This window comes from Rhizorhabdus wittichii (assembly GCF_017607425.1).
GTDB lineage: Bacteria > Pseudomonadota > Alphaproteobacteria > Sphingomonadales > Sphingomonadaceae > Rhizorhabdus > Rhizorhabdus wittichii.
The window spans coordinates 2,405,539-2,429,917 of sequence record NZ_CP059319.1 but is presented as its reverse complement, the minus strand read 5'-3'; the positions used below and the strand labels follow the sequence as shown (position 1 = coordinate 2,429,917).

30 protein-coding genes are annotated in these 24,379 nt (G+C 67.1%); 11 read left to right on the top strand and 19 right to left on the bottom strand.

Annotated elements, in window-relative coordinates:
• Positions 1 to 16: 16 nt before the first annotated feature.
• The 4 genes from HRJ34_RS11440 to HRJ34_RS11425 all read right to left on the bottom strand — a co-directional run bounded on the left by HRJ34_RS11440 (position 17) and on the right by HRJ34_RS11425 (position 2,545).
• Positions 17 to 472, bottom strand: a complete 456-nt coding sequence (locus tag HRJ34_RS11440) for a cytidine deaminase (RefSeq protein WP_016747286.1) — start codon at positions 470 to 472, stop codon at positions 17 to 19.
• Positions 473 to 482: 10 nt separating this feature from the next.
• A complete protein-coding gene (locus tag HRJ34_RS11435; protein WP_029549045.1) occupies positions 483 to 965 on the bottom strand; it encodes a UPF0262 family protein in 483 nt (160 codons plus the stop codon).
• Positions 966 to 1,061: 96 nt separating this feature from the next.
• Entirely contained in the window at positions 1,062 to 2,111 is a 1,050-nt protein-coding gene (locus HRJ34_RS11430) for an HlyD family secretion protein (RefSeq protein WP_029992301.1), read from the bottom strand.
• A complete protein-coding gene (locus HRJ34_RS11425; protein ID WP_016747284.1) occupies positions 2,108 to 2,545 on the bottom strand; it encodes a MarR family winged helix-turn-helix transcriptional regulator in 438 nt (145 codons plus the stop codon). The genes HRJ34_RS11430 and HRJ34_RS11425 overlap by 4 nt, the downstream gene beginning before the upstream one ends.
• 155 nt (positions 2,546 to 2,700) lie before the next feature.
• Here HRJ34_RS11425 and HRJ34_RS11420 point away from each other — a divergent pair, with 155 nt between their 5' ends.
• Complete coding sequence (locus HRJ34_RS11420) at positions 2,701 to 4,215, top strand: replicative DNA helicase (protein ID WP_012050238.1); 1,515 nt, start codon at positions 2,701 to 2,703, stop codon at positions 4,213 to 4,215.
• A 204-nt stretch (positions 4,216 to 4,419) separates the two neighbouring features.
• Here HRJ34_RS11420 and HRJ34_RS11415 read toward each other — a convergent pair whose 3' ends face one another.
• The 6 genes from HRJ34_RS11415 to HRJ34_RS29615 all read right to left on the bottom strand — a co-directional run bounded on the left by HRJ34_RS11415 (position 4,420) and on the right by HRJ34_RS29615 (position 8,952).
• Positions 4,420 to 5,184 carry a phosphoadenylyl-sulfate reductase gene (locus HRJ34_RS11415; RefSeq protein WP_012050239.1) on the bottom strand — a complete coding sequence of 255 codons (765 nt, stop codon included), beginning with the start codon at positions 5,182 to 5,184 and terminating at the stop codon, positions 4,420 to 4,422.
• On the bottom strand, positions 5,177 to 5,602 hold the full coding sequence (locus HRJ34_RS11410; protein WP_012050240.1) for a DUF934 domain-containing protein: 426 nt from the start codon (positions 5,600 to 5,602) through the stop codon (positions 5,177 to 5,179). Before HRJ34_RS11410 ends, HRJ34_RS11415 begins: the two co-directional genes overlap by 8 nt.
• Positions 5,595 to 7,229, bottom strand: coding sequence for a nitrite/sulfite reductase (locus HRJ34_RS11405; RefSeq protein ID WP_208634154.1), 1,635 nt, complete (start codon positions 7,227 to 7,229; stop codon positions 5,595 to 5,597). Before HRJ34_RS11405 ends, HRJ34_RS11410 begins: the two co-directional genes overlap by 8 nt.
• Entirely contained in the window at positions 7,229 to 7,525 is a 297-nt protein-coding gene (locus HRJ34_RS11400) for a DUF2849 domain-containing protein (RefSeq protein WP_012050242.1), read from the bottom strand. Before HRJ34_RS11400 ends, HRJ34_RS11405 begins: the two co-directional genes overlap by 1 nt.
• Positions 7,522 to 8,310 carry a uroporphyrinogen-III C-methyltransferase gene (gene cobA / locus HRJ34_RS11395; RefSeq protein WP_208634153.1) on the bottom strand — a complete coding sequence of 263 codons (789 nt, stop codon included), beginning with the start codon at positions 8,308 to 8,310 and terminating at the stop codon, positions 7,522 to 7,524. The genes HRJ34_RS11400 and cobA overlap by 4 nt, the downstream gene beginning before the upstream one ends.
• A 72-nt stretch (positions 8,311 to 8,382) precedes the next feature.
• Positions 8,383 to 8,952: an HGGxSTG domain-containing protein gene (locus HRJ34_RS29615; RefSeq protein ID WP_404947166.1), complete on the bottom strand. Its 570-nt coding sequence runs from the start codon at positions 8,950 to 8,952 to the stop codon at positions 8,383 to 8,385.
• A gap of 235 nt (positions 8,953 to 9,187) precedes the next feature.
• Between HRJ34_RS29615 and HRJ34_RS11390 the strand changes: the two genes are divergently transcribed.
• The 5 genes from HRJ34_RS11390 (at position 9,188) to HRJ34_RS11370 (ending at position 11,356) form a co-directional block, all read left to right on the top strand.
• A complete protein-coding gene (locus tag HRJ34_RS11390; protein WP_208634152.1) occupies positions 9,188 to 9,598 on the top strand; it encodes a hypothetical protein in 411 nt (136 codons plus the stop codon).
• Complete coding sequence (locus HRJ34_RS11385) at positions 9,598 to 10,014, top strand: helix-turn-helix domain-containing protein (RefSeq protein ID WP_208634151.1); 417 nt, start codon at positions 9,598 to 9,600, stop codon at positions 10,012 to 10,014. Before HRJ34_RS11390 ends, HRJ34_RS11385 begins: the two co-directional genes overlap by 1 nt.
• Complete coding sequence (locus HRJ34_RS11380; protein WP_208634150.1) at positions 10,014 to 10,505, top strand: hypothetical protein; 492 nt, start codon at positions 10,014 to 10,016, stop codon at positions 10,503 to 10,505. Before HRJ34_RS11385 ends, HRJ34_RS11380 begins: the two co-directional genes overlap by 1 nt.
• A 66-nt stretch (positions 10,506 to 10,571) precedes the next feature.
• Positions 10,572 to 11,057: a transposase gene (locus HRJ34_RS29610; RefSeq protein ID WP_208634149.1), complete on the top strand. Its 486-nt coding sequence runs from the start codon at positions 10,572 to 10,574 to the stop codon at positions 11,055 to 11,057.
• On the top strand, positions 11,039 to 11,356 hold the full coding sequence (locus tag HRJ34_RS11370; protein ID WP_208634148.1) for a hypothetical protein: 318 nt from the start codon (positions 11,039 to 11,041) through the stop codon (positions 11,354 to 11,356). Before HRJ34_RS29610 ends, HRJ34_RS11370 begins: the two co-directional genes overlap by 19 nt.
• 531 nt (positions 11,357 to 11,887) lie before the next feature.
• On the opposite strand, the gene HRJ34_RS11365 is transcribed toward HRJ34_RS11370, so the two are convergent.
• On the bottom strand, positions 11,888 to 13,045 hold the full coding sequence (locus HRJ34_RS11365) for a calcium-binding protein (RefSeq protein WP_208634147.1): 1,158 nt from the start codon (positions 13,043 to 13,045) through the stop codon (positions 11,888 to 11,890).
• Between the two features lie 723 nt (positions 13,046 to 13,768).
• On the opposite strand from HRJ34_RS11365, the gene HRJ34_RS11360 reads away from it, so the two are divergent.
• Complete coding sequence (locus HRJ34_RS11360; RefSeq protein ID WP_226949158.1) at positions 13,769 to 14,143, top strand: hypothetical protein; 375 nt, start codon at positions 13,769 to 13,771, stop codon at positions 14,141 to 14,143.
• Entirely contained in the window at positions 14,140 to 14,394 is a 255-nt protein-coding gene (locus tag HRJ34_RS11355; RefSeq protein ID WP_012050255.1) for a hypothetical protein, read from the top strand. Before HRJ34_RS11360 ends, HRJ34_RS11355 begins: the two co-directional genes overlap by 4 nt.
• A 66-nt stretch (positions 14,395 to 14,460) precedes the next feature.
• On the opposite strand, the gene HRJ34_RS11350 is transcribed toward HRJ34_RS11355, so the two are convergent.
• The 7 genes from HRJ34_RS11350 to HRJ34_RS11320 form a co-directional block, all read right to left on the bottom strand.
• Positions 14,461 to 15,042, bottom strand: coding sequence for a CDP-alcohol phosphatidyltransferase family protein (locus HRJ34_RS11350; RefSeq protein WP_016747275.1), 582 nt, complete (start codon positions 15,040 to 15,042; stop codon positions 14,461 to 14,463).
• Positions 15,043 to 15,334: 292 nt separating this feature from the next.
• Positions 15,335 to 15,565 (bottom strand): hypothetical protein, encoded by a 231-nt coding sequence (locus tag HRJ34_RS11345; protein ID WP_016747274.1) that lies wholly within the window; start codon positions 15,563 to 15,565, stop codon positions 15,335 to 15,337.
• 120 nt (positions 15,566 to 15,685) lie between these two features.
• On the bottom strand, positions 15,686 to 16,549 hold the full coding sequence (locus tag HRJ34_RS11340; RefSeq protein ID WP_030089975.1) for a transglutaminase family protein: 864 nt from the start codon (positions 16,547 to 16,549) through the stop codon (positions 15,686 to 15,688).
• On the bottom strand, positions 16,546 to 16,722 hold the full coding sequence (locus tag HRJ34_RS11335; RefSeq protein WP_208634146.1) for a hypothetical protein: 177 nt from the start codon (positions 16,720 to 16,722) through the stop codon (positions 16,546 to 16,548). The genes HRJ34_RS11340 and HRJ34_RS11335 overlap by 4 nt, the downstream gene beginning before the upstream one ends.
• A gap of 19 nt (positions 16,723 to 16,741) precedes the next feature.
• Positions 16,742 to 16,960, bottom strand: coding sequence for a hypothetical protein (locus HRJ34_RS11330; protein ID WP_012050258.1), 219 nt, complete (start codon positions 16,958 to 16,960; stop codon positions 16,742 to 16,744).
• A gap of 405 nt (positions 16,961 to 17,365) precedes the next feature.
• Complete coding sequence (locus HRJ34_RS11325) at positions 17,366 to 17,854, bottom strand: glutathione peroxidase (protein WP_012050259.1); 489 nt, start codon at positions 17,852 to 17,854, stop codon at positions 17,366 to 17,368.
• A 16-nt stretch (positions 17,855 to 17,870) separates the two neighbouring features.
• On the bottom strand, positions 17,871 to 18,380 hold the full coding sequence (locus HRJ34_RS11320; RefSeq protein WP_037505186.1) for a MarR family winged helix-turn-helix transcriptional regulator: 510 nt from the start codon (positions 18,378 to 18,380) through the stop codon (positions 17,871 to 17,873).
• Between the two features lie 65 nt (positions 18,381 to 18,445).
• Between HRJ34_RS11320 and HRJ34_RS11315 the strand changes: the two genes are divergently transcribed.
• Positions 18,446 to 19,330: a branched-chain amino acid aminotransferase gene (locus tag HRJ34_RS11315; RefSeq protein WP_208634145.1), complete on the top strand. Its 885-nt coding sequence runs from the start codon at positions 18,446 to 18,448 to the stop codon at positions 19,328 to 19,330.
• Positions 19,331 to 19,333: 3 nt separating this feature from the next.
• Here the strand turns inward: HRJ34_RS11315 and rarD are convergent, their stop codons facing one another.
• Positions 19,334 to 20,224 carry an EamA family transporter RarD gene (gene rarD, locus HRJ34_RS11310; protein WP_016747268.1) on the bottom strand — a complete coding sequence of 297 codons (891 nt, stop codon included), beginning with the start codon at positions 20,222 to 20,224 and terminating at the stop codon, positions 19,334 to 19,336.
• Between the two features lie 149 nt (positions 20,225 to 20,373).
• Here rarD and HRJ34_RS11305 point away from each other — a divergent pair, with 149 nt between their 5' ends.
• Positions 20,374 to 21,615 (top strand): metal-dependent hydrolase family protein, encoded by a 1,242-nt coding sequence (locus HRJ34_RS11305; RefSeq protein ID WP_208634144.1) that lies wholly within the window; start codon positions 20,374 to 20,376, stop codon positions 21,613 to 21,615.
• A 14-nt stretch (positions 21,616 to 21,629) separates the two neighbouring features.
• A complete protein-coding gene (locus tag HRJ34_RS11300; protein WP_208634143.1) occupies positions 21,630 to 24,296 on the top strand; it encodes a LuxR C-terminal-related transcriptional regulator in 2,667 nt (888 codons plus the stop codon).
• Positions 24,297 to 24,379: the final 83 nt, after the last annotated feature.

Sequence of the window (24,379 nt, the reverse complement as noted above, 5' to 3'; positions counted from 1 at the left end):
GACGAGCGGGTAAAGATCAATCCCCAAGTCCCAGATCGGCCGGCCCGAAGGCATGCGGCAGCAGCTCCGATGCCCGAAACCAGGCGAAGGCGCCACCGTCGGCCGATCCGCAATAGATGTCGATGTCGTGGCCGCCGAGTTGGGCGGCCTCGTTGATGATCTGGCGGCAGCGGCCGCACGGCGTGACCAGCGCCGATCCGGCGATCGACCCGTCGCTTTCGAGCCGCCCGCCGGTGACGCCGATCGCGACCACGTCGCGCAGATGGCCTCCGCTGTTCGCGGTTGCCAGCGCCACCGTCTCGGCACAGAGCGACAGCCCGTAGCTGGCATTCTCGAAATTGGCGCCGGTGACGATCCGGCCGTCGGCGAGCAGCACCGCCGCGCCGACGCCGAAGCGCGAATAGGGGGCATGGGCGTTGGCCGCCACCCCGCGCGCCGCGTCGATCAGGACGCGGCCGGCCACCTCGCGCATGTCGACCGGTTCAGCCACGGATGTGCAGCACGCAGATCAGCGTGAAGAGCCGGCGGGCGGTGTCGAAGTCGACCTCGATCTTGCCTTCCAGCCGCTCCTTGAGGAGCTGCGCCGCATCGTTGTGGATACCGCGCCGGGCCATGTCGACCGTCTCGATCTGCTGCGCGGTCGAGGTCCGGATCGCCTGGAAATAGCTGTCGCAGATCGCGAAATAATCCTTGATCGGCCGGCGGAAGCTGGCGAGCCCGAGGACCAGCGTTTCGAGCAGGTCGCTGGAGTCGGCGTGGACGTCGATCGCCAGCCGCCCCTCCTCGACCCTGAGCTTGACCCGATAGGGGCCGGCATAGTCCTGGGGATAGGCGCGCAACGGCTTGAAATGATTGCCCTCGAGCAGGTCGAAGATGGCGACGCGCCGCTCCTGCTCGACATCGGCATTGCGCCAGATGATCGTCTTCTCGTCGAGATCGATGGCGATGATGCGCGGATCGGACATTGTCTCGGCCTTAGCCTTGGCGGAGCCGCTTGGCAAAGTGAAGCATGCAGATCCTTGGGGGGTCTGCATGCTTCCAGTTGGCCTCGGGGGAGGAACTCAATCGGCGACGTGTACCGTGACATGGGCGCTCCAGCCGGCGACGAGCGGACGGTCGAGCCGGTCGTCGATCTGGATGCGGACGGGGACGCGCTGGGTGACCTTCACCCAGTTGCCGGTCGCATTCTGCGGCGGCAGCAGGGAGAATTGCGAGCCGGTGCCGGCGTTGATGCCGATCACATGGCCCTTGATGGTCCGGCCGGGAATGGCGTCGAGCTCGATGTCCGCGCGCTGGCCGATGCGGACCTTGTCGAGCTGGGTTTCCTTGAAATTGGCGTCGATCCAATAGCCCTGGTTGCTGACGACGTTGACCATCGGCAGCATCTGGATCGCCATGGTGCCGGGCTGGAGCTTGTCGGCCTGGCTGATCCGGCCCTCGATCGGCGCGCGGATCTCGGTGCGGGCGAGGTCGAGCGCGGCCTTGTCGCGCGCGGCGACCGCGGCCTCGATCTGCGGGTGGCCGCCGTTGCGCGACGTCCCGATCACGGCGCGCGCCGATTCGGCTTCGGACCTGGCCGAGGCCTGCTGCGCCTGCGCGGCGGCGAGCGCGGCCTTGGCGGCGTCGAAGGCGGCGCGGGTGGTGAAGCCGCGCGCGAGCAGTTCCTGCTGCCGGGCGAAGGTGTCGCGGGCGAGGCTGACGTCCGACAGGCTCTTGGCGGTGTCGGCCTGCTTGGCGTGGTAGGTGCTCTCGAGCTGGGCGACGGTCAGCTCGGCATTGCCGACCGCGGCCTCGGCCTGCATCAGCGCGATGCGATAGGGCTGGGGGTCGACCCGGAAGAGCAGGTCGCCCTTCTTCACGAGCTGGTTCTCGCTCACATAGACGTCGGTGATGCGGCCGGCGACCTCGGCGCTGACCTCCACGACATGGGCGTTGACCTGGGCATTGTCGGTCGAGACGGTCCGGCCGCCGGTGAGCCACAGATAGAGGCCGGTCGCGAGCAGCAGCGCCGGCACCGACAGCATCGCCACGAGCCGCCCCAGCCGCCGCTCGCCGTCCAGGGCCGGCGCGGCGACCCCGGCGTCGCCGGTGATCGATCGCATCTCGTTCATTGCCGGCGCTCCGCTGCCAGCAGCGCATCGCTCCGCTCGTCCTGTTCGCGGAAATGATCGCGGACGATGGTGAGCAGGTCGGTGAGCGTCGCCCGCTGCCCGGCGTCGAGCGGGGCGAGCAGATTGTCCTCCATCTCGTTGGCGATGTCGGTCAGCTCGTCGACCAGCGGGGCGGCCTTGTCGGTCAGGTAGAGCCGCCAGACGCGGCGGTCGGCGGGGTCGGCGCGCCGTTCGACCAGTCCGCCCTCGGACAGCCGGTCGACCATGCGGCACAGGGTGATCCGCTCGACGTCGAGCATCTCCGCGACCTCGCTCTGGGTCGGGCCGTCGGAGCGGTCGAGATAGAGGAGCACGCGCCATTGGGCGCGGGTCAGCCCGCGCGACCGGGCGCGCGCGTCGAACCAATAGCGGGACTGGCGCGCGATATCGTGCATCAGAAAGGAAACGCGGCGACTCAATTCTGTATGCATGCTTACATTGTGGATGCTTGCTGTATGTATTGCAAGCGGGATTGTATCCACAGATCGACCCCCCGAACTTTTACGGAGAGGCGCTTGCGGCGGAGCGCCCGGACGGGGATAATCGCGCCATGGTCGAGCCTGTATCCATCCTGCCGCCCGCGCCGGGCGAGCCGCCCGCCTTGCCGCACAACGTCGAGGCGGAAGCCGCGCTGCTCGGCGCGATGATGCTCGACAACCGCATCGTCGAGGACATCCAGATCAGGCTCCGGCCTGAGCATTTCTTCGAGCCGCTGCACGGCCGGGTCTATGAGGCGATCCTGCGGATGCTCGATCGCAACATGCTGGCGACGCCGGTGACGCTGCGCCCGATGTTCGAGGGCGACGCCAGCATGCGCGAGCTGGGCGGCCCGGCCTATCTGGCGCAGCTCACCGGCAGCGGCGCGGCGCTGATCGGCGCGCGCGACTTCGCCAACCAGATCTACGACCTCGCCCTGCTGCGCGCGCTCGTCGCGGTCGGCCGCGGCATGGTCGAGGGCGCGCTCGACACGTCGGAGGAGGTCGATCCCAAATCGCAGATCGAGCAGGCCGAGATCGCGCTCTACAAGGTCGCCGAGGAAGGCGGCGAGGAGGGCAGCGTCAAGAGCTTCGGCCAGGCGACCAAGATCGTCATCGAGACCGCCAGCGCCGCGCTCAACTCGGGCGGCCATGTCGCCGGCCTCACCACCGGGCTCGAACGGCTCAACGCCAAGATCGGCGGCCTGCACCCGTCCGACCTGATCATCCTCGCCGGCCGTCCGGGCATGGGCAAGACCTCGCTCGCCACCAACATCGCGTTCAACGTCGCGCAGCGCTACATCCGCGACCAGCAGGACGGCATCGCCCATACGGTGGGGGCGCCGGTCGCCTTCTTCAGCCTCGAAATGTCGGCGGACCAGCTCGCCGGCCGCGTGTTGTCGGAACAGGCCGAGATCAGCTCCGAGCAGATCCGCATGGGCAAGATGAGCCATGCCGAGTTCGCCACCTTCGCGCGCGCGGCGCAGGACCTCGAGAACCTGCCGCTCTACATCGACGACACCCCCGGCCTGACGATCGCCGCGCTGCGCACCCGCGCGCGGCGGCTGAAGCGGCAGCGGGGGATCGGCTGCATCATGGTCGACTATCTCCAGCTCCTCCAGGGATCGGGGCGCAATTCGGACGGCAACCGCGTGCAGGAGATCTCGGAGATCAGCCGCGGCCTCAAGACGCTGGCCAAGGAGCTGAGCGTGCCCGTCATCGCGCTGTCGCAGCTCAGCCGCGCGGTCGAGCAGCGCGAGAACAAGAAGCCGGTGCTGTCGGACCTGCGCGAATCGGGCTCGATCGAGCAGGACGCCGACATGGTCTGGTTCGTCTATCGCGAGGATTACTACCTCAACCTGATCCGCCCCAAGGAGGCCTCGATCGAGGCCGGCGACAGCGCGGTCGAGGTGACCGCCTTCGAGGAATGGAAGATCAAGATGGAGCGCGCCCACAACCGCGCCGAACTGGTCATCGCCAAGCAGCGCCATGGCTCGACCGGCACGATCCCGCTCAAGTTCGAGGCCCGCTTCACCAAATTCTCCGACCTCGCGGACGATTATTACGGCACCACCGACTTCGACGATTGACGGGTGCTCGACAAGCCTGCCGAATCATGATCTTCTCCCCTCCAGGCATCCGCAAGAAGCGGGCTCAGGTGGGGAGAGGGTGCGATCATGGAGCGCATCGATCATGTCATGGACCGCGTCCTTACGACGGCGGTCCTCTGCGTGCCGTTCTACGTCATCTACAAGCTGGGGCTGTTCCTGATCGAATAGTTTCCCTCCGTCCGGTCAGAAGACGGGTTCCTCGCCCGGGCGGACGATCGGCTCGCCGTGGATGCCGCATTCGACCTTGTCCCAGCCGCGCCAGCGGCCGGCCCGCGGGTCCTCGCCCGGCTTGACCACGCTGGTGCACGGCGCGCAGCCGATCGACAGATAGCCCTGCGCCTCGAGCGGATGGCGCGGCAGGTCGCGCGCCTCGAACCAGCGGTCGAGATCGGCCTTGGCCCAGTCGGCGAGCGGGTTGAACTTGATCCGGTCGCCGTCGAGCTCGAAGCGGGCGATGCCCGATCGGGTGGAGGCCTGGAAGCCCTTGCGGCCGGTGATCGACGCGTCGAAATCCTTCATCGCCGCCGCCAGCGGCAGCACCTTGCGGATCTCGCAGCAGCCGTCGGGATCATAGGACCAGCGCAGCCCGGTGCCGTCCTTCGCCGCGATCGTCGCCGCCTCGGGGGCGACGACGCGGATGCCGGTCAGCCCGAGCCGCGCGACCAGCGTGTCGCGATAGGCGAGCGTCTCCGGGAACATCTTGCCGGTGTCGAGGAAGATCACCGGGATCGCCGGATCGACCGCGGCGACGAGATCGAGCAGCACCGCCGATTCGGCCCCGAAGGAGGAGACCACGGCGACGCGGCCGAGCAGCCCCTCCTCCAGCACCGCCCGGATCACGTCCTGCGTCGCGACGCCCTCGAAGCGCGCGTTGAGGCGCGCGACGTCGGCGGCGGTGAAGCGCGGGGCGGTGTCGATCCGGTCGATGCGGCGGGCCGGTTCAGCCATGCCGTTTCGCCCAGACGGGCGTGAGGCCGTCGGCGGCCTGCTGATAGACGGCGGGGAAGACGGTCATCGCGCGCTCGGCCGCCGCCGGATCGATCGGATGATCGGGGGCGAAGGAGTCGAAGCCGCAGCGGCGCATGAACAGCAGCTGGTCGAGCAGCACGTCGCCGACCGCCTTGATCTCGCCCTTGTAGCCGGCCTCGCGCAGGATTCGCGCGGAGGAATAGCCGCGCCCGTCGCGGAAGCGCGGGAAATCGATCTCGACCAGGCGAAGGCGGTCGAGCACCGGCACCAGCCGGCGCACGTCCTCGCCCGCCTCGATCCGCACCGAGGTCGCGTCGGGCTGGTCGAGGAAGGCGTCGAGGGTCACCGCCGGCTCGTCGGCCGGCTCGTCGTCGCGATAGCGCAGCGGCTCAGCCATAGATCGCCTCCTTGAACGGCTCGAAGCCGACGCGGCGATAGGTGTCGAGGAAGCGCTCGCCGTCCGCGCGCACCTTGCGATATTTGTCGATGGTCCGCTCGATCGCGTTGACCACGCCGTCCTCGTCGAAGCCGGGGCCGGTGATCTTGGCGAGCGCCGCGTCCTCCGCGCCCGATCCGCCGAGCAGGAGCTGGTAGTTCTCCGTGCCCTTGCGGTCGACGCCGAGGATGCCGATGTGGCCGACATGGTGGTGGCCGCAGGCGTTGATGCAGCCCGATATCTTGATCTTCAGCTCGCCCAGGTCGCGCTGCACGTCATAGTCGGCGAAGCGCTCGGCCAGCTTCTGCGCGAGCGGAAGCGAGCGGGCGTTGGCCAGGGTGCAATAGTCGAGCCCCGGGCAGGCGATGATGTCGGTGACGAGGTCGAGGCTTGCCGTCGCCAGGTCGGCATCGCGCAGGGCCTGCCACACCATATGGAGATCGGCCTTGCGGATGTGCGGCAGGACGAGGTTCTGCGCATGGGTGGAGCGCAGGTCGTCGAGGCTGTAGCGCTCGGCGAGGTCGGCGACGACGTCCATCTGGTCGGCGCTGATGTCGCCCGGCGTCTCGCCGACCTTCTTCAGGCTGATCGTGGCGATCGCATAGCCCGGCTGCTTGTGGGCATGGACGTTGTGCTTCACCCAGCGGGCAAAGTCGGGATCGGACAGGTCGAGATCGTCGCTCAGCCCCGTCTCGAACGCCGGCGGCGCGAAATAGGCGGCGATGCGCTCGAATTCCTTCATCGGAATATCGTCCATCTGCGGCTGGATCGCCTGCCACTCCTCCTCGACCTGGCGCGTGAACTCCTCGGCGCCGAGATCGTGGACGAGGATCTTGATCCGCTGCTTGTGGATGTTGTCGCGGCGGCCGTTGCGGTTCCACACGCGCAGGATCGCCTCGAGATAGGAGCAGATCCGGTTGGCCGGCAGGAAGGGGCGGATCAGCGAGGCGACGAAGGGGGTGCGCCCCATGCCGCCGCCGACATGGACCTCGAACCCCATCTCGCCCGCGTCGTTGCGGAGGATGCGCAAGCCCACGTCGTGCAGCTTGATCGCGGCGCGGTCCTGCTCCGACGCGATCAGGCCGATCTTGAACTTGCGCGGCAGATAGCTGAACTCGGGGTGGAAGGTGGTGTACTGGCGCAGCAGCTCCGCCCAGGGGCGCGGATCGCAGATCTCGTCGGCGGCGGCGCCGGCGAACTGGTCGGCCGAGATGTTGCGGATGCTCTCCCCGCTGGTCTGGATCGCGTGCATCTCGACCTTCGCCAGCTCGGCGAGGATGTCGGGGGTCTGGTCGAGCTTGATCCAGTGATATTGGAGGTTCTGGCGCGTGGTGAAGTGGCCGTAGCCGCGGTCATATTCCCGCGCGATCCGCGCCAGCGTGCGCATCTGCAGCGCGTTGAACGTGCCATAGGGGATGGCGACGCGCAGCATATAGGCGTGGAGCTGGAGATAGAGGCCGTTCTTGAGGCGCAGCGGCTTGAACTGGTCGTCGTTCATCTCGCCGGCGATGCGGCGGGCGACCTGGTCGCGGAATTCCTCGACGCGGGCATCGACGATCGCCTGGTCGTAATTGTCGTAACGGTACATCAGATCACCCAATTGCCGGCGTCGTGGTCGACGGGTTTCAGCGACAGGTCGAGGCGGACGGTCGGGCCGAGCGCCCGGATCCGATCCTTGATATGGGCGGGGCGGGGCCCCTCGGGCGTCGGCGTCGCCTCGACGACATAGCCGCCGTTGACGCGCTGCGCGGCGGTCTCGGCCGCGATCAGCGTGTCGCCGGTCTCGCCGACGTCGACCGCGTCCTCGATATGGCGCGACCAGCCGTCGCCGGCCCACCAGATCACCGCCCCGGACTTGAGATCGTTGCCCGTCACCACCTTCAAGAGAATGCCTCCACTTGCTTGGCCAATGCCATCAGCCTGTCCTCCGCGTCGGACAGCAGGACGACCTCGCCGACGACGATGATCGCCGGGCTGATCACCTTCTCGCGATCGACCATGTCGCCGAGGTCGGCGAGCAGCGTCCGCATCGCGCGCGATCCTTCGAGGGTGCCGCGTTCGAGCACCGCGACCGGCATGTCGGGGGCGACGCCGTCGGCCATCAGCTTGTCGGCGATCAGGCCGGCGCAGGTGACGCCCATATAGATGACAAGGGTGCGGCCCTGGCCGGCGAGCCCGGCCCAATTCTGTTCGGTCAGCCCCTTGCAGGTGCCGGCGACGAAGCTGACCGCGCTCGACCAGTCGCGATGGGTGAGCGGCAGCATCGCCTCCGCCGCGCAGCCGAGCGCCGAGGAGACGCCGGGGACGACCTCGACCGGCAGGCCGGCGCCGCGGACCGCCTCGACCTCCTCGCCGCCGCGGCCGAAGACGAAGGGGTCGCCGCCCTTCAGCCGGACGACCACCGACCCCGCCTTGACATGGGCGATGATCAGCGCGTTGATCGCGTCCTGGGGCAGGGTGTGGCGGTCGCGCTTCTTGGCGACCGAGATGCGCTGGGCCGAGGGCGGCGCATGGTCGAGCACGCGCGGGTCGATCAGCCCGTCATGGACGACGACGTCGGCGGCGCGCAGCGCCTCGACGGCGCGCACGGTCAGCAGGCCGGGATCGCCGGGACCGGCGCCGACCAGGATGACGCGCCCACGCGCTTCGGGATCAAGCAAGGATGCCATGGCCGCCACATGGGCCCTGATGCCGCGCTGCGCAAATCAAGGATGCTTGGGGGGCGGCCAAGTTTTCTTTGCTCAAGGACTTAGCCGGTGTCGCCGCGGTGCCTCTCCCGCCCGCGTCCGCCGCCGTCGCACCTCCCCCGCAAACGTCATTCCGGCGGAGGCCGGAATCTCGGGCGCCGGGAGCGCCCGGCGGTCTCCCCGCAACGGCGCAACAGCGGTACCATCCGCCCCGCATTTTCCGGGTGCATGGGGTTGTGTGTTCGTTTTTTCATTTTTCCCGCCCGGCCCCGATGCGGTGAAGGCCGGGCCATCCGCCGCGCCGAAGCCCTCGACCAGCCGATCCGTCGCAGCGGGGCTGGTGGCGCGCAGATAGCGGACGATCGACCGGATCCAGGCGGACCGCATCCCATGCTTCCACGCATTGCGATTGCCGCGCGGCGCACCGCTGCCCTTGCCCCCATGCATCCGGCACCGCCGGCTCCCGTTCACCGCAGGCGAACGGCAGGGATGACCGGAACGCGTGCGGGCGCCGCAACGGGGGGGCGTTGGCGAGTTGGCTGCAGGTGTGGGCTTGGAGGTGCATATCTTCGTTCCGCAGGAGGGTGTTACGCGTGGCCCTGAGTGCTGCCTTGTATAGCGCAAAGGCAGAGATATGAACAAAAAAAGAACATTCAAAAGGAAGGGTGGTGGCGAATGTATAGAAGCCCGAGCCGGTTAATTGAAAAGGCTTGCAATGTAGGATTTCATTTGTTCATGATATGTTCGGAATCGGACGGACTGCTTGGAATGGGGAGGGCTCGAATGTCATGATGTGAAGTCCTCCAAGGAACATTAGCCCTTGAAGGGTGTTAAGGGAGCTATTAACTCCCGTTGGAGCATGAGTGACGATAATGGCGATTCGATCGACGATCTGAACTGTGTTTCGCTGGAAGTTTCCGGTCGATCCCAGGTGCTCCTTTGGCGACCTATCGCCAAGGCTTGGGAGGAGTTGGAAAACAGGCAGCAAGGCAGATTTCGGCGAATTATGCAAATGTGGTGCCAAGGACACAAGCTTACTCAAGAAATGTTCAATGGCAATGAAGGGCGTTCGCCTGTTTGCAACGTAATGCTTCAAGCGTTCAAGGCATTTAAAATTCGAATATACGGTTTTGTTATAAATATAGATAATATTCGTAGTTTCATTGTGATCGATATGGATTTGGCAAAAAAGCAAGATAAGGCGGATCAAGGTATATTGAAACGTGCTTATACTCGTCTTGATGAGATGAGTAAGAAAAGGAAGAAATAATGAATAAGGTCGCGGATTTTGACAAAAATGCCATCTTTGCGGAGGAGGCTCTTGTTGTCGATGTCCAGATCTTTCTGAACACTCTCATGCATGAGAAGGGTGTTTCTCGATCGGATCTGGCGAAGGCGATGGGAGTTTCTCGTGCTCGCATTTCGCAATTGTTTTCCGATGAATGCACGAATTTGACTGTCCGCCTTTTTGCTAGAGCTGCCTATGCACTTGGCGAAAAGGTGGAGCTTGACTGTGATCACTTTCGGTTGGTGCGCGAGCGGTCGCTTTCGAAGGCGATGGGCAAGGCTGAGAACGTTTGGCCGCTTTGGAAGCATGTAGAGGAAGAAGGGGACAAGGAGCTTGATGTCTATCACGACAAGCTCCTTGTCTTTCTGGGGTGCGAAGAAATGGAAGTCGCTGCTTGATGACCAAGAAGGAGATTTCTACGGCAGTAGCCTCTGAGCCGAAGCTTGGTTTTAGGGCCGCGGACTATAATGCTGTAGCTACGGAGGCGATCCTCCTGACTATTCGTTTAATCTCGCAGCGTTTCGACCTGAATATGGAGTGCTCTGGTAATTCCAGTGATTGGAAACTTTCGTACGGACGAAGGGTTATGTCATGTACCTTTGACCGGGATGCGAAGCAAGTTGCTGCAATTATTCAGTTCGAAGTTACTGCCAGAGAAGGCCGAAAGAAGGCTCTGCATTGTACTGCAGATTATGGGATTATGTATGAAGTTCCTGCTGATGCGGAAGAAGAGGCTGTCAAGGGGTTCTGTAAGAATGTAGGTCGGTTTGCGATTTATCCTTACTTTCGCTCGCTCTTTGCGCAACTTGCATGGAATGCAGAGCTTATGTTGCCTCCTCTACCGAGTATCGCCTCGACGGCACATATCCCTCCCAAGAAAGTTACTTAGAAATTTATGAGGGGAATAATGACGGGAATTCCGGAGACACAATACTGAATTGAAACCCGTCTGCCGATGTGGAAGCCAGACGGAGATATGGCCCGCCTTTCCCGCATCGTGGTCCCCGGCGTCGCGCATCATGTGACGCAGCGCGGGAACCGGAAGCAGCCGATCTTCTTCGGTGACGAGGACCGGAGGCTCTATCTTCGGCTCCTGCGCGAGGGTTGCCTTCGGGCGCAGGTGCGTTGCCTCGCCTGGTGCCTGATGGACAATCACGTCCATCTGATCCTCGTTCCGGACGAGGCCGACGGCCTGCGGGCGGCGCTCGGCGAGGCGCATCGCCGGTATACGCGCCACGTCAATTTGCGCGAAGGCTGGCGCGGCTACCTCTTTCAGGGGCGCTTCGCGAGCTATCCGATGGACGCCCGCACCTCGTGGCGGCGGTGCGCTATGTCGAGCGCAACCCGGTTGCGGCAGGGCTCGCCCCGCAGGCGGAAGGCTGGCGCTGGTCCAGCGCGCGCAGCCACATCGCGGGCAAGCGGATGCCGGATGATCCGCTGACGGATGTCGAGGCGCTGGGCGCGCATATTCCCAACTGGCGGGCGATGCTACGGTACGGCGCCGAGGCCGGCGCCGTTGATGTGGAGGGAGAGGCGCTGGCCGAGGCGATCGAGGCGCGGCTGCGCACCGGCCGGCCGCTCGCCGCCGAAGAATGGATCGCGCGTCAGGAGCAGGTCACCGGTCGACAGCTTTCTCCCGCCAAGCGCGGGCCGAAGCCGAAGAACGAAATTACTATAGTGTCCGTGAATTGGTGCATGAAACCTTCAGAGATTTGCCAAAACTCGCCGAACGGCTTCTAGCTCAACCGAGCAAAGCCCCGCCTTCTCCGTCGGAGTCAACTCGTCTAGCTCTGATCCCTGTCGGCCCTCGTCTAGGCTCTCGGATCCGAGTTGTCGTAAAATCTCGCGAAGGTCGGGTGATGCTGAGCCTTTCCCGAATGAGAGTGAATCAAATTTAGTGTACCATGCGGCAAGGTCGCGATCATTCGCTTTGCAGAGGCCAAGGCTATATGCGCTAATTATCCAGCGCGTAGCCAGCCGGACCTGAGTTGCCGTGGCACCGGCGGCTGAAACAGTGTCGCTGTGTTCTGCCCATGTCTTCACAAACGCTTTGTCAGCGGCATCCTCCAAAGATCGAATAGATGATTCAACCTTTGCCGAGAAGGTAGGTGCGGGCGTTTTTGCTTGCGCTGCAGTCATTAGAAGCAGTGCGAAAATCAAGCCTATACCGAAGCGCATTGTGACCTTCACAGCAGTTATATGATTGATATATACCTTGGTTCTCGCTTGATGATCGGGGCCACCTTGTGCGGCAAAAAAGCCGACCCCGGCTCACCTAATAACGAAATCCCCGATCTCGAAATCGGTCGCCAAGGTGTTGAGGGCCATCACGCTGTCCTTCGGGATGTCGCTCGACGGCATGCCGGTGCTGAAGAGGTAGGTGTCGGAACCGACCTGGACCGCCGCGATCTCGTTGTAGCCAGCGTGGGCGGCCATCATCGCCTTCGCCTGCTGGATCGCCGCCTCATAAGAGTCGGCGGTGCCGCTCAGTACCGTCTCGATTTCCGCTCCCATGATCCCGCTGAATTTGATGCGGTCCTCGCCATGGGTGAAGTCGGTGATCACGCTCAGTTCGGACCGGTCGGCGGGTGGGGTGGCAAAGGAGCGCATGATGAAGAGGTCGGCGCCTTCGCCGCCGGTCAGGGTGTCGGTGCCGGTCTGGGCGTCGAGCGTGTCGTCGCCGAGATCGCCCATCACCACATTGTAGCCGGCCCCGCCCTTCAGCATGTCGTTGCCCTGGCCGCCGCGCAGGACGTCATTGCCCGTCCAGCCGTCGATATAATCCTTGCCGGTGTTGCCGTTGACGGTGTCGTTGCCCTCGCTGGCGAAGACATAGTCGTCGCCGGCGCCGCCGTTGATGCGGTCCGAGCCGCGCCCGCCGTCGAGATCGTCGTTCCCCGCATTGCCCTGGATATAATCGGAACCGTCGTCGCCGGTGATATAGTCGCTGCCGTCCGGGCCGCCATTGGGCGACTGCCCGTAGAGATGATCGTTGCCGTCGCCGCCGTAGATCGTGTCGAAGCCTGCCCCGCCCATCACGACGTCATGGCCCGCGAGGACGTTGAAATAATCGTCCTTCGACCCGCCGGTGACGGCGTCGTTGCCGGAGAAGAGCGCGACGCGCGCGGCCGATGCGCGCGCGGTGGGATCGGCCGCGAAGACATTGCCCAGGTCGAGGTGCGCATCGGTCAACGTGAAGGCCGGCGCCCCGTCGGCGGTGGCCTGGATGGCGGTGACCAGGCCGTCGGTCGGATGGCCGCCGCGGTCATAGACGATGGCCGCGCCGGTCAGCCGGAGTTGGGTGGTGGCGTTGAGCGCGAACTGGAGCGCGGTCGGCAGGCGCTCGGTCAGGTCGGCCGTGAAGGCGAGCGACAGATCGAGCTTCGGATGGACGAAGGCGTAGCCGTCCGCGACAGTGATGGTGGTCATGATGCCCGGTTACGAAGCGCGGTCGGATGCCGTCAATCGGGCTCAGGTCCATTTCGGTGGAAGTTCGGGGGCGATGCAAAATTGGGCGCGCGCAACCAAATTAGAGGAGCGCTGGCCGAGAGGTGAGCCAAGCCGAAAGGCGAGAAATTAGTATAGTGTCCCCGAAATAGGGAGTGGTCAGCTTTTTCGGGAGGGGTGTTTCATCCAGCGGCGGCCCGGCGGTTTCAGGATCAGCAGGCCGCACCGGGCGCAGTTGCTGATGAATTCGCCGTCGTCGCTGCGGGTGTAGCGGGGGTCGGGCAGATGGCCGGTCAGCCAACAGGAAAGATCGAAGTTCAGCGTGCCATCCTCAGGCTCGGCAGGGACGCAATGTCATCCGGACGGCCGCGGACGGGAGGCGTTCGGCGACGCCGATAGGCAGCCTCCGCGAAAAACAAGCCAAATGCAGAGTCCCGATTCATCCCACTTCAAAAAATAATGTGCCGGAGGCATCTAGGCAATCATCCCCGATCATGATAGAAAATTCTCATCGCCGATAAGGATTTTCGGGTATCGCCGGCCAAGATGCGACCGCGCTTCCGCTTGCGTGATGGAAGAATATTGCGGATTTGAATTGTCTTTATTCGTGCGGTCGGATTTTCCTGATCAATGCGGGGAGCACGAAATGCTCGGGATCGCGGGTCGTCCATTTGGACCGCGCGAGATCATATGCGGTCGAGATCAATGGCGCTCGCCGCGTCCTCGGCGCCGGATCGGGCCTCGTTCCCCTTCGGCGCGCCTTTCGAAGGATGTCGTCGGATGAACCACAGGCCCGCCGGAGGGATCGAGATATTTCCGGCCACCGCCGGCTGGGCCACGGACGAGGACGGCATTCGCGTCCAGGGCCGCTCGGCCGAAGGTCCTTTCACCGTCCTGATCACGCGGGCCGGCCTGGCCGCGCTGGTGGGCCGGGATCGCTGCGAGCTGTCGGCGCCCATGGCGTGGACGCTGTTCGAGCGCTTTTCGGCGAAGATCGCGGCGTTGATCGAGCGGGAGCATGCGGCGCGGCCGGCATCTTCCATCCGGATCGACTATGCCGATGTCGAGAGGGTCGGATGAGCGCCGCCTTTTGGGAGCAGCCCGCCCGGCTGATGCGCGTGCACTACAGCGGCACGATGTGGAAAGGCGCGCGGCAACCCGAGCAGATCGCCGCCGGCCCGCTCGCCGGGATGGTCCGCCAGATCGCCGCCGAGGATCCCGAGGATATCTGGCGTTTCATCATCGTGACCGATGACGGGCAGCATATCAGGTCGGCCGACCTGCGCGCATTGATCCGGCGTGCGGATTTTCCCAAGGTGGAGGGACCGTGACGCGCCTTCGCGGAGCCCGCCCGTGATGCCCGATCCTGCCCCGCATAGGCGGGGCGGGAGGGCCGTTCAGGCGGCTTCGTCGAAGCGGGCGAGGCGGCGGCCGGTGCGGAGCGTCTGGCCGATGAACAGCAGGATCAGGATTCCGCCCACCGTGCCCACGAAGACGTCGAAGCCGGAGAGCGCGCCGAACAGGCCCGGTCCGCTGCCGAGCAGGATCATCAGCACGGTCAGCACCACCAGCATGATGCGCAGCTCGCTCGGCCCCGCCGAGAGATAGGAGAGCTTCAGCTCGCCCAGCACGCGGGCCGAGAGGAAGGCGTGGATCGACAGCAGCATGTAGCCGGCCAGCGCGATCAGCGCGACGTCCATCGTCACGAACGGGCTCAGGCCGATGCCGGCCAGGATGAGCAAGGTCGCCAGCCCGTCGCAGCTATGGTCGATGAAATAGCCATAAGCGGGCCGCTCGACACGGCGGAACCGGGCCAGGCTGCCGTCCATCGAGTCGCCGAACCACTGGACGGCATAGCCGCCGATCGCGAGCACCAGCCAATAGGGACTGAGGTTGCTGGCGACATAGCCGACGAAGATCATCACCGCGCCGGCCATGCCGAAGGCGGTCAGCCGATCGGGCGTGACCCAGGCCGGCATGCGGGAGCATAGCCAGGTGAGGAGGCGGCGTTCGTTCGCGGCCAGCCAATTCTGCTGGATGCGCGAGAGCTGGGCGGGCTTGGGCGGTGCGATCGTGAAAGCCTTTGTCTGCTGGGAACGGCGCGGATCGGCGTCGATGTCCTCGATATGCGCGCTCGCGACGCGGGAGCCGGAACCCGTCCCCGCATCGTTCCCGACACCTACCGCCTGAACGGCCCCGCGTCCAATCCCTTCGACCGGAATCCCGCGCCATCGGCCCGGGACGGGCCGTTTTCGCGACGGACCCGGCCCCTCAGCCGTCGTTGGAGGTCCGCAGCCGCACCGATCGCCACGGAATCGTGGCCGGATCATGCGCCGGCACGATCGTCATGCCGGTTTCCCGAAGCTCGATGAGCGCCGCGTCGTAGCATTTGGCAAGATCGCGATATTGCTGCGCCGTCAACGGGTCGACGGCCGCGCGCGCGCTGGCCCACGCCTGCTCCCGCATCGCGGCGAGCGTGGTGAATTCGGGGGTGGGGGGCATGGCTTCGCTCCTGTGCGAGCGGGAGCGCGGTCATCTCTCAGCCGCGCTCATGCTCGGGGTGGCGGGCGCGGTGGACGGGATATGGGGGCGCGGCGGGGATTTATAAGGGCCGGCGGAAAATCATCCGGCGCCGGCCATCGCCGTCACCGTCACGTCGACGTCCATGCCCAGCAGGTCGTCGGCCGAACCCGCATATCGCCCCGTCAACGGCATGATCTGGCGGTTCTCGCGCGCAACCGCGACGGGTATCAGATGGGCGTCGCCCACGCGGCCATGGGTCGGGTCGAACGCGATCCATCCGGCGCCGGGCAGGAAGACCTCGGCCCACGCATGGGTCGATCCCTGTCCGCCGGCCGCCTGATCCGGATCGTGGAGATAGCCCGATACCGCGCGCGCGCCGAAGCCGAGGCCGCGGGCGCAGGCGATGAACAAGGCGGCGATGTCCCGGCAGGACCCGCTGCCGAGCGCGAGAGTCTCGGCCGGCGACTGCGTGCCTTCCTCCTCGCGCGGCCGATAGGCGACGCGCGGGAGCATCCCGGCATTGAGATCCTTGAGCAGCGCGAGCGTGTCGGTCGGCTCGGCGGCGACGAACCCGCGCGCGAAGGCGGCGACGCTGTCCGCCTCGCCGGACGCCGGGCCGGCGAGCGCGCCGAGGTCGGCCCGGTCGTCCTCGTCATAGGGGAAGGGATATCGGTGTGCCTCGACGGCGATGGCGAACAACGGCCAGGCCGGAGCATCGAGTTCGACGACCATCGAGGCGTCGATCGCGATCTCGCGCCGGTCGCCGGTGAAATCGATCGTGGCGATGCGGTTGCCGAACACGTCGTCGCTCCAGGCGATGGCGGTGTCCGGCCCGGCGTCGAGGATGAACTCGTCGAGCCGAAGCTCCGCCCCGCAGCGCGGCACCGCGAGCAGGCGATGCGGTTGCACCGTCACCGGACGGCGATAGCGATATCGTGTCCGGTGACGGATGCCGAGCTTCATGCGAGCTGCAACGCTCCGGCGCTGCCCGCGGGAAGGTCGCGGCGCTGGAGGTTGATGCGGGCGGCATAGAGATCCGCGAGACGCTTATGGGCGATCCGCGCCTCGGCCGACGTGGCTGCCGCCGCGTTGATCAGCGAGACCTGGTGCCGGGAATGGAGATAGTTGAGGTCCATGGTTTCTTCCTCGAGGCGGTTATCCACGGCGCAGGCGGAGCGGCTGTCGCACGACGTTGCCCTGGATGACCTTGGCGCCATAGTGGCGGGCGATCGCGGCGCTTTCGACCGAATTGCTGAGCACGACCCGGGAGCCGCCGGACGCGAGCGCCTCGATCGTGGTGGCGCGGGCGCCGATCTTCTCGCAGGTCTGTGCGATATGGTCGGGCGTGGCCTGGATGTTGACGGCTCTGGACATGACGTCTCCGTTACGGCGCGAGGGAAAGGGCGGGCATGCGCCAAAAAACGGCGCACTCCGGCTTCGCGAGGCTAGAAAGGGACAAGGGGGAGCCACGGCGGCCCGATATCCGTCGCATGCGACGTCAGCCCCGCTCATATAGGCGCTCGGCCGGCAAAATGAAAGGGAGGCCTTCGGAATCGCTCGCCTGGAGCCTGTTCGGGGAGCCTGTTTCGGGGACATGATATTAATTGAAATCCGCCGGCCGATGTGGCCCGGCCGTCCCGCATCGTGATCCCCGCCAGGCGCGGGCCAAAGCCGAAGTGCGAGAGATAAGTATAGTGTCCCCGAAACAGGGCGCGATGGGGGCCGCTGCGCCCGTACCCACCCCCCGGCCCCCTCCCTTGGAAGGGAGGGGGGAGGGAGTCAGGCGTCTTCGAGCAGTTCCTCGATCTCGCCGCGGATCGCCTCTGGCTTCGTCGTCGGGGCGTAGCGGCTGAACACCTGGCCGGAGCGGTCGATCAGGAATTTGGTGAAGTTCCACTTGATGCCCTCGGTGCCGAGGATGCCGCGCGCGTTGCTCTTCAGCCAGCCGTAGAGCGGGTGGGCGGCCGGGCCGTTGACCTCGACCTTGGCGAACATCGGGAAGCGGACGTCGTAGCTGGTGCGGCAGAAGGCGTCGATCTCCGCCTCGCTGCCCGGCTCCTGCCCGCCGAACTGGTTGCAGGGGAAGCCGAGCACCACCAGCCCGCGGTCGGACAATTGCTCGTGCAGCATCTCGAGCCCCGCATATTGCGGGGTGAAGCCGCACTGGCTGGCGGTGTTGACGATCAGCAGCACCTTGCCGCGCCAGCGGTCGAGCGGGACCTCGCTGCCGTCGATCGCGCGGGCCGAGAAGTCATAGACGGTCGTCATCGCTCGCTTCTCCTCATCATCCCCGCTTGCCGGCATGCGGCATGCGCGGCTTCTCGTCGGGCGGGACCAGCCCTTCGAGCACCGCCCAGAAGCCGGTCACCGCATTCTGCCCGGCCTGGGCATAGGCGCCCGACAGGCGTTCGCGCAGGGCCTCGAACAGCGACGCCTCCAGCGCCGCGCCCGCCTCGGTGACGCGGAGCAGGCGCTGGCGCCGGTCCTCGCGGCCCATCCGCGTCTCGATCAGCCCGCGCTCGGCCAGCTCGTTGAGGACGCGGCCGAGCGACTGCTTCGTGATGCCGAGCAGGCGCAGCAGCTCGCTGACCGTGATGTCGGGGTTGCGGGCGATGAAGTAGAGCGAGCGGTGATGCGCGCGGCCGAGGCCCTGTTTCGCCAGCCCCTCGTCGATGCCGCGCAGCAGGTGGCTGTAGCCGAAATAGAGCAGCTCGACCCCGCGCCTGATCTCGGGCTCGCGCAGGAAGAGCGGGGAGGCGGCGCGGAAGCCGTCGGGGGGATTTTGGACAGCCATGTTGACGTATTTTGCCACTGCTTCTATCCCGATGCAACGAAAGAATCGTGCGTGGAAGCGGAAAAATGGCTGAGGAAATAACGTTCGACGATCGCGACGGGTTCATCTGGATGGACGGGGCGCTGGTCCCCTGGCGGGCGGCGAACGTCCATGTCCTCACCCATGCGCTCCATTATGCCTCGTCGGTGTTCGAGGGGGTACGCGCCTATGAGGGCACGATCTTCGAGCTGAGCCGGCACAGCCGGCGGCTGCGCGAGAGCGCGCGGCTGCTGGGGTTCGAGCTGCCCTGGTCGGTCGAGGCGATCGACGCGGCCTGCATCGAGACGCTGGCGGCGAACGGGCTGAAGGACGCCTATGTCCGCCCCGTCGCGTGGCGCGGATCGGAGCAGATGGGGGTGTCGGCGATCCGGACGCGGCCGCACCTGGCGATCGCCTGCTGGGCGTGGGGCAGCTATTTCGATCCCGACGCGGCGGGGTTGAGGCTCGACATCGCGCCGTGGCGCCGGCCGCCGCCCTATTGCGCGCCGGTGCAGGCCAAGGCGTCGGGCCATTACATGATCGCGACCATGTCGAAGCACCATGCCGAGGGGCGCGGCTTCCACGACGCGCTGATGTTCGACCATCGCGGCCAGGTGGCGGAGGCGACCGCGGCCAATATCTTCTTCGTCAAGGACGGCGCGCTGCACACGCCGACGGCGGACTGCTTCCTGGACGGCATCACCCGCCAGACGGTGATCGGGCTGGCGCGGCGGCGCGGGATCGCGGTGGTCGAGCGCGCGATCTGGCCCGAGGAGCTGGAGGGGTTCGAGCAGTGCTTCCTGACCGGATCGGCGGCGGAGATCGTCGGCGTCGCCTCGATCGGGCCGTGGAGCTTCGAGCCGGGCGATCTCGGCCGGCAGATGCGCAAGGACTATGCCGATCTGGTGCGCGGGCGGCTGGCGGCGGGCTGACCGCTATTCGGGCAAGGTCGGCGTCACCCGCCCCCGGTGCCAGGTGACGGCGACGTAGACCGCGAGCCCCGCCCAGATCAGCGCGAAGGCGAGCATGTGGATCGGCCGCAGCGGCTCGCCGAACACCGCCACCGCGATCAGCAGTTGCAGGGTCGGGCCGATATATTGGAGCAGGCCGAGCTCCGAATAGCGCATCCGGTGGGCCGCGCCGACGAACAGCAGCATCGGCACGGTGGTGACGAGGCCGCTCGCCAGCACCAGCCAGAGCGCCGGGGCGTCGGGCCGGGCGAGCACGTTCGGCATGGTCAGCAGCCAGGCGAGGGCGATCGGCAGCAGCAGCCCGGTCTCGATCAGCAGGCCCTCGACCGGGCCGAGGCCGACGATCTTGCGGACGAGGCCGTAGAGGCCGAAGGTGGCCGCGAGGCCGAGCGGGATCAGCGGGACGCCGCCCTGGTGGATCGCGAGCGCGGCGACGCCGGCCGCGGCGAGCAGGATCGCGAGCGTCTCCGGCCGGCCCAGCCGCTCGCGCAGGAAGACGACGCCGAGCAGCACGTTGACCAGCGGGTTGATGAAATAGCCGAGGCTCGCCTGCAGCGTCTGGCCGCTGTTGATGCTGTAGACGTAGATCATCCAGTTGCTGCCGATCAGCAGCGTCGAGGCGATCAGGGCCAGCAGGAAGCGCGGCGTGGCGATGGCCGTCCGGATCGCCGTCCAGCGCTTCATCGCGGTGGCGAGGACGAGCAGGACCGCGAGCGACCAGATCACCCGGTGCGCGAGGATGTCCGCCACCGGCATCGCCTGCAACGCGCGGATGAACAGCGGCAGCAGGCCCCAGATCGTGTAGGCGCCGAGGCCCATGGCGATGCCGAGGCGGGTTTGCGAGCGGGACGACATGGGAGGCGCCTATTGCCGCGCGGGGCGAAAGGCAATCGATCTCCGCCCGCGCGCCACCCAAAACGGGCCGCGCCCACCCCGCGCGCGCTTTGGCGTCGGGCCCGCGATCCGCTTATGGTCGGGGCCGGAAAGCGTGGAAGGGAGGAGTCGTGAATCTCATTCTCACGAACGGCAGGGTCTTCGACGGAGCGTCGGAGGAGATCGCCGAGCGGCGGTTCGTGTGGATCGAGGACGGCATCATCCGCGAGGTCGGCGACGTCCCGCCGGCGGCGACGCGCGCCGAGATGCTCGATCTCGGCGGCCGCTTCCTGATGCCGGGGCTGATCGACGCCCATTTCCACGCTTATGGCATCGAGGCGAATCCGGCGCGGATCGACCTGGTCCCGCCGGTGCTGCGGGGCTTGCGCGCCAAGCGGCTGCTGGAGGCGGCGCTGCAGCGTGGCTTCACCACGGTGCGCGACGCGGCGGGCGCCGACGCCGCGCTGGCGACGGCGCTGCGCGACGGACTGATCGAGGGGCCGCGGCTGTTCTATCCGGGGCTCGCGCTCAGCCAGACCGGCGGGCATGGCGACCTGCGGTCGCCCGACCATCACGACCTGTGCGCCTGCGCCTATTGCGGCGCGCTGACGACGGTGGTCGACGGGCCCGACGAGATGCGCAAGGCGGTGCGCGAGCAGCTCCGCCTGGGCGCGCACCAGATCAAGCTGTTCGTGTCGGGCGGGGTGCTGTCGCCGAGCGACCCGATCTGGATGAACCAGTTCTCGATCGAGGAGATCCGCGTCGCGGTCGAGGAGGCGGCGGTGCGGCGCACCTATGTGATGGCGCACGCGCACACCAACGAGGCGGTGCTGCGCTGCGTCGCCAACGGCGTCCGATCGATCGAACATGCGACGATGATCGAGAATGACGGCGCGCGGGCGATCGTCGAGCATGACGCCTTCGCGGTGCCGACGCTGGCGGTGGGCGACGCGATCCGCAAGCTGGGGCCCGAGCTGGGCCTGTCGAGCGTGATGCTCGCCAAGGCCGCGGAGCGGGGCAACCAGGCGGTCGCCTCGATCGACAAGCTGCGCAGCGCCGGGGCGAAGATCGGCTTCGGCACCGACCTGCTCGGCCCGGCGAGCACGCGGCAGTCGCTCGAATTCGGGCTGCGCCGCGAGGTGCTGAGCCCGATCGAGATATTGCGGTCGGCGACGTCGGTGAACGCGGCGCTGATCGGGATGGAGGGGCGGCTCGGCACAGTGGCGCCGGGGGCGTTCGCCGACCTGATCGTCCTCGACGGCGATCCGCTGGCCGACGTCACCCTGTTCGAGCGGCACGAGGCGATCCGGCTGATCGTCAAGGACGGGCGCATCCACAAGAACAGCCTCCCGGCGACGGCGGCGGGCGGCTGAGCGAGGCGCCGACGGTGGCCGACGCTCCCAGGACATGGACCCGGACGGTCGGGCGGCGGCTGGCGCCGCCCGCGCTGCAGCCGGGGCTGTGCGAGCGGACGCTGCTGCTGCGCTCGCTCGACGTCGCGTGCGCCGGGCGGCTGACGCTGGTGATCGGTCCGGCCGGGTTCGGCAAGACCACCGCGCTCGCGCAATGGCATGCGAGCCTGGTCCGGCGCGGCCAGACCGCCTGCTGGTGCACCATGTCGGAGGAGGAGCGCGACCCCTCGCGCTTCCTGTGGATGCTGGCGCTGGCGCTCGAGGCGGCGGGGATCGCGCTCGACGGCGACGTGCTGCGCACCGTGTCGGACGGGTCGGTCGGGCTGGCCTGCGACGCGCTGCTGATGGCGCTCGAACGCGCTGCGCCGAAGGGGGCGATCGTCATCGAGGAGTTCGAGCGGATCGACCATCCGCCGATCGCCGCGCTGGTCGCCGAGCTGGTCGACGGCCTGCCCGAGGACATGCACCTCGTGCTGAGCGCCCGCCGCAAGCCGAAGCTGCCGATCTCGGTGCTGCGCGTGCAGGGCCGGGTGCGGGTGATCGACCCGGCCGAGCTGCGCTTCGGGCGGCGCGAACTGACCGCGCTGCTCGACGACGGCGCCGACGCGGAGGCGCTGGAGACGATCGAGCAGCAGACCGAGGGCTGGCCGGTCGCCGTCCAGCTCTATCGGCTGTGGCGCGAGCGGGCGGGCGCCGACGCGGTGGTGCCGAAGTCGAGCGGGCTGGCGAGCGAGGTCGCCGACTATCTCGCCGAGCAGATCTTCGACGGCCTGGCGGTCGACGCGCAGGACATGCTGATCGACCTGTCGATCGCCGAATATTGCGAGATACCGCTGGCCGACTTCATCCGGCAGAGCCAGGACAGCGCGGCGCTGCTCCGCCAGGTCGCCGACCAGCTTCCCGGGCTCGTCCAGCGCAGCGACGCCGAGGACGACCTGGTCTATCGGCTGCACCCGCTGCTGCTGGGCCATGCGCGGGCGCGGCTCGCCCTCAAGCCGGGGCGGGCCGACCTGATCCATGGGCGCGCGTCCGACTGGTACTGGCGCAACGCCCGCTTCGCCGCCGCGATCCACCATGCGGTGCTGAGCCATGACGAGGCGCTGCTGGCCCGCCGGATCGAGGCGCTGCCGTTCCTCGACATCCTCGGCACGGCCGGGGCGGGCGAGCTGCTCCACATCCTCAACCAGGTGCCGGCGGCGTGCCAGGGGCTGCCGCAGGTCCGCCTGATCACCATCCTGCTGCTGTTCCGCAACGGCCTGTTCCCCGAGGCCGAGCAGATGCGCGCCGAGGAGGAACGGCTGCTGGCCGACCGCGCGGACGCGGCCGACCCGCAGGTCCGCCGGCTGCGGCTGGGGAACCTGGCGCTCAAGCTGCTGTTCGCGGTCCATATCGACGGCTTCGTGGCCGATCACGACCGGCTGGTCGCCGAGATCAGGGCGCTGTCGCTCGACGCGCCGGCGACCTGGGCGTGGGTCGAATGCCTGAGCGCGACGATCCTCCAGATTCGCGGCGACCTCGATGCTGCCGCCGAGGCGCTGCTGCGCGCCGGCAAGCTGTCCGCCGCGATCGGCAAGCCGACCCCGGCGGCGAGCATGGCGACCTGCCAGACGCTGATCCTCGGCCTCGCGCATGGCCGGCTGGGCCATGTCCTGGAGACGGTGACGGCGATCCGGCAGCCGGCGGCGGGGCAGGGGACGGAGCAGGCGGTGGGGGAGCAGGCGCTCCACGCCATGGCCGGGATCGCGGCGGCGGTGGTCGACTATGAGCGCGGCTATCGCGTGCAGGCGGCCGAGGCGCTGCGCATGGCGCTGGCCGAGTTCGGCGAGAGCGAGGCGTGGTTCGACCAATATGCGCTGGCGCTGCCGATCATCGTCGACGTCACCTATCGGCGGCACGGCTTCGACGCCGCGCGGCAGGAGATCGAGCGGCTGCGCGAACGGGCGAAGCGGCTGGGGCTGCGCGGGGTGCTGGGGCTGCTGTCGACGATCGAGCTGTTCCAGGCGGTCCGCGCGGGCGAGCCGGCGGTCGCCGACGCGGCCGAGCCCGCCGACGATGCGACGCTGTCGTGGCGCGAACGCGACACGATGCGGCTCGCGCTCGGCCGGCTGGCGATGGAGCGCGGCGCGTTCGACCGGGCGGCCGGGCTGGCGGCGCGGGCGATCGCGGCCGGGGAAGCCGGCGACCGGCTGGGGACGCGGATCAGGGGATCGATCCTGCTGGGCCTGGCGCGCGATCGCGGCGGCGATGCCGACGGCGCCGACGATGCGCTGCGCGAGGCGGTGCGGCTGTCCTACCCCGAAGGCTATGTCGCGCCCTTCGCGCAGGAGGGGCGATCGATCGTCCCGCTGCTGCAACGCGCGATCGGCAAGGGATCGGTGATCGAGCAGCGCCTGCTGGCGCAGGTCGCGCGGGCGATCGAGCGCGAGCGCGAGTTCGCCGCCCCCGACGCGCTGAGCAACCGCGAGGCCGAGATCGTCGCGCACCTGGCCGACGGCGCATCGAACAAGGTGATCGCCCGGCGGCTGGGCCTGAGCGACAACACGATCAAATTCCACCTCAAGAAAGTCTACGCGAAACTGGGTGTCAGCAGCCGCAAGGCGGCCGCGGCCGCGGCGGCGAAATTCGTGGCGGACGGGCGATGACCAAGGGGCCACCCATCCTGCGCGGCGACCACCCTTATCGACGCTGGAGAAGGCCGTGGCCGCGTGTATCAAACCCCGGTCCG

What these genes read in the sequence shown, in the direction of transcription:
- HRJ34_RS11360 (WP_226949158.1), top strand. Translation starts at nt 13,769, where the DNA reads ATGGCGCTCGCCGCGTCCTCGGCGCCGGATCGGGCCTCGTTCCCCTTC.
- HRJ34_RS11320 (WP_037505186.1), bottom strand. Translation starts at nt 18,380, where the DNA reads ATGGCTGTCCAAAATCCCCCCGACGGCTTCCGCGCCGCCTCCCCGCTC.
- HRJ34_RS11380 (WP_208634150.1), top strand. Translation starts at nt 10,014, where the DNA reads ATGACCAAGAAGGAGATTTCTACGGCAGTAGCCTCTGAGCCGAAGCTT.
- HRJ34_RS11430 (WP_029992301.1), bottom strand. Translation starts at nt 2,111, where the DNA reads ATGAACGAGATGCGATCGATCACCGGCGACGCCGGGGTCGCCGCGCCG.
- HRJ34_RS11440 (WP_016747286.1), bottom strand. Translation starts at nt 472, where the DNA reads ATGCGCGAGGTGGCCGGCCGCGTCCTGATCGACGCGGCGCGCGGGGTG.
- HRJ34_RS11370 (WP_208634148.1), top strand. Translation starts at nt 11,039, where the DNA reads ATGCCGGATGATCCGCTGACGGATGTCGAGGCGCTGGGCGCGCATATT.
- HRJ34_RS11405 (WP_208634154.1), bottom strand. Translation starts at nt 7,229, where the DNA reads ATGTACCGTTACGACAATTACGACCAGGCGATCGTCGATGCCCGCGTC.
- HRJ34_RS11315 (WP_208634145.1), top strand. Translation starts at nt 18,446, where the DNA reads ATGGCTGAGGAAATAACGTTCGACGATCGCGACGGGTTCATCTGGATG.
- cobA (WP_208634153.1), bottom strand. Translation starts at nt 8,310, where the DNA reads ATGGCATCCTTGCTTGATCCCGAAGCGCGTGGGCGCGTCATCCTGGTC.
- HRJ34_RS11415 (WP_012050239.1), bottom strand. Translation starts at nt 5,184, where the DNA reads ATGGCTGAACCGGCCCGCCGCATCGACCGGATCGACACCGCCCCGCGC.
- HRJ34_RS11385 (WP_208634151.1), top strand. Translation starts at nt 9,598, where the DNA reads ATGAATAAGGTCGCGGATTTTGACAAAAATGCCATCTTTGCGGAGGAG.
- rarD (WP_016747268.1), bottom strand. Translation starts at nt 20,224, where the DNA reads ATGTCGTCCCGCTCGCAAACCCGCCTCGGCATCGCCATGGGCCTCGGC.
- HRJ34_RS11350 (WP_016747275.1), bottom strand. Translation starts at nt 15,042, where the DNA reads ATGCCGGCCTGGGTCACGCCCGATCGGCTGACCGCCTTCGGCATGGCC.
- HRJ34_RS11365 (WP_208634147.1), bottom strand. Translation starts at nt 13,045, where the DNA reads ATGACCACCATCACTGTCGCGGACGGCTACGCCTTCGTCCATCCGAAG.
- HRJ34_RS29610 (WP_208634149.1), top strand. Translation starts at nt 10,572, where the DNA reads ATGTGGAAGCCAGACGGAGATATGGCCCGCCTTTCCCGCATCGTGGTC.
- HRJ34_RS11410 (WP_012050240.1), bottom strand. Translation starts at nt 5,602, where the DNA reads ATGGCTGAGCCGCTGCGCTATCGCGACGACGAGCCGGCCGACGAGCCG.
- HRJ34_RS11330 (WP_012050258.1), bottom strand. Translation starts at nt 16,960, where the DNA reads ATGTCCAGAGCCGTCAACATCCAGGCCACGCCCGACCATATCGCACAG.
- HRJ34_RS11355 (WP_012050255.1), top strand. Translation starts at nt 14,140, where the DNA reads ATGAGCGCCGCCTTTTGGGAGCAGCCCGCCCGGCTGATGCGCGTGCAC.
- HRJ34_RS11420 (WP_012050238.1), top strand. Translation starts at nt 2,701, where the DNA reads ATGGTCGAGCCTGTATCCATCCTGCCGCCCGCGCCGGGCGAGCCGCCC.
- HRJ34_RS11390 (WP_208634152.1), top strand. Translation starts at nt 9,188, where the DNA reads ATGAGTGACGATAATGGCGATTCGATCGACGATCTGAACTGTGTTTCG.
- HRJ34_RS11345 (WP_016747274.1), bottom strand. Translation starts at nt 15,565, where the DNA reads ATGCCCCCCACCCCCGAATTCACCACGCTCGCCGCGATGCGGGAGCAG.
- HRJ34_RS11435 (WP_029549045.1), bottom strand. Translation starts at nt 965, where the DNA reads ATGTCCGATCCGCGCATCATCGCCATCGATCTCGACGAGAAGACGATC.
- HRJ34_RS11425 (WP_016747284.1), bottom strand. Translation starts at nt 2,545, where the DNA reads ATGCACGATATCGCGCGCCAGTCCCGCTATTGGTTCGACGCGCGCGCC.
- HRJ34_RS11335 (WP_208634146.1), bottom strand. Translation starts at nt 16,722, where the DNA reads ATGGACCTCAACTATCTCCATTCCCGGCACCAGGTCTCGCTGATCAAC.
- HRJ34_RS11340 (WP_030089975.1), bottom strand. Translation starts at nt 16,549, where the DNA reads ATGAAGCTCGGCATCCGTCACCGGACACGATATCGCTATCGCCGTCCG.
- HRJ34_RS11325 (WP_012050259.1), bottom strand. Translation starts at nt 17,854, where the DNA reads ATGACGACCGTCTATGACTTCTCGGCCCGCGCGATCGACGGCAGCGAG.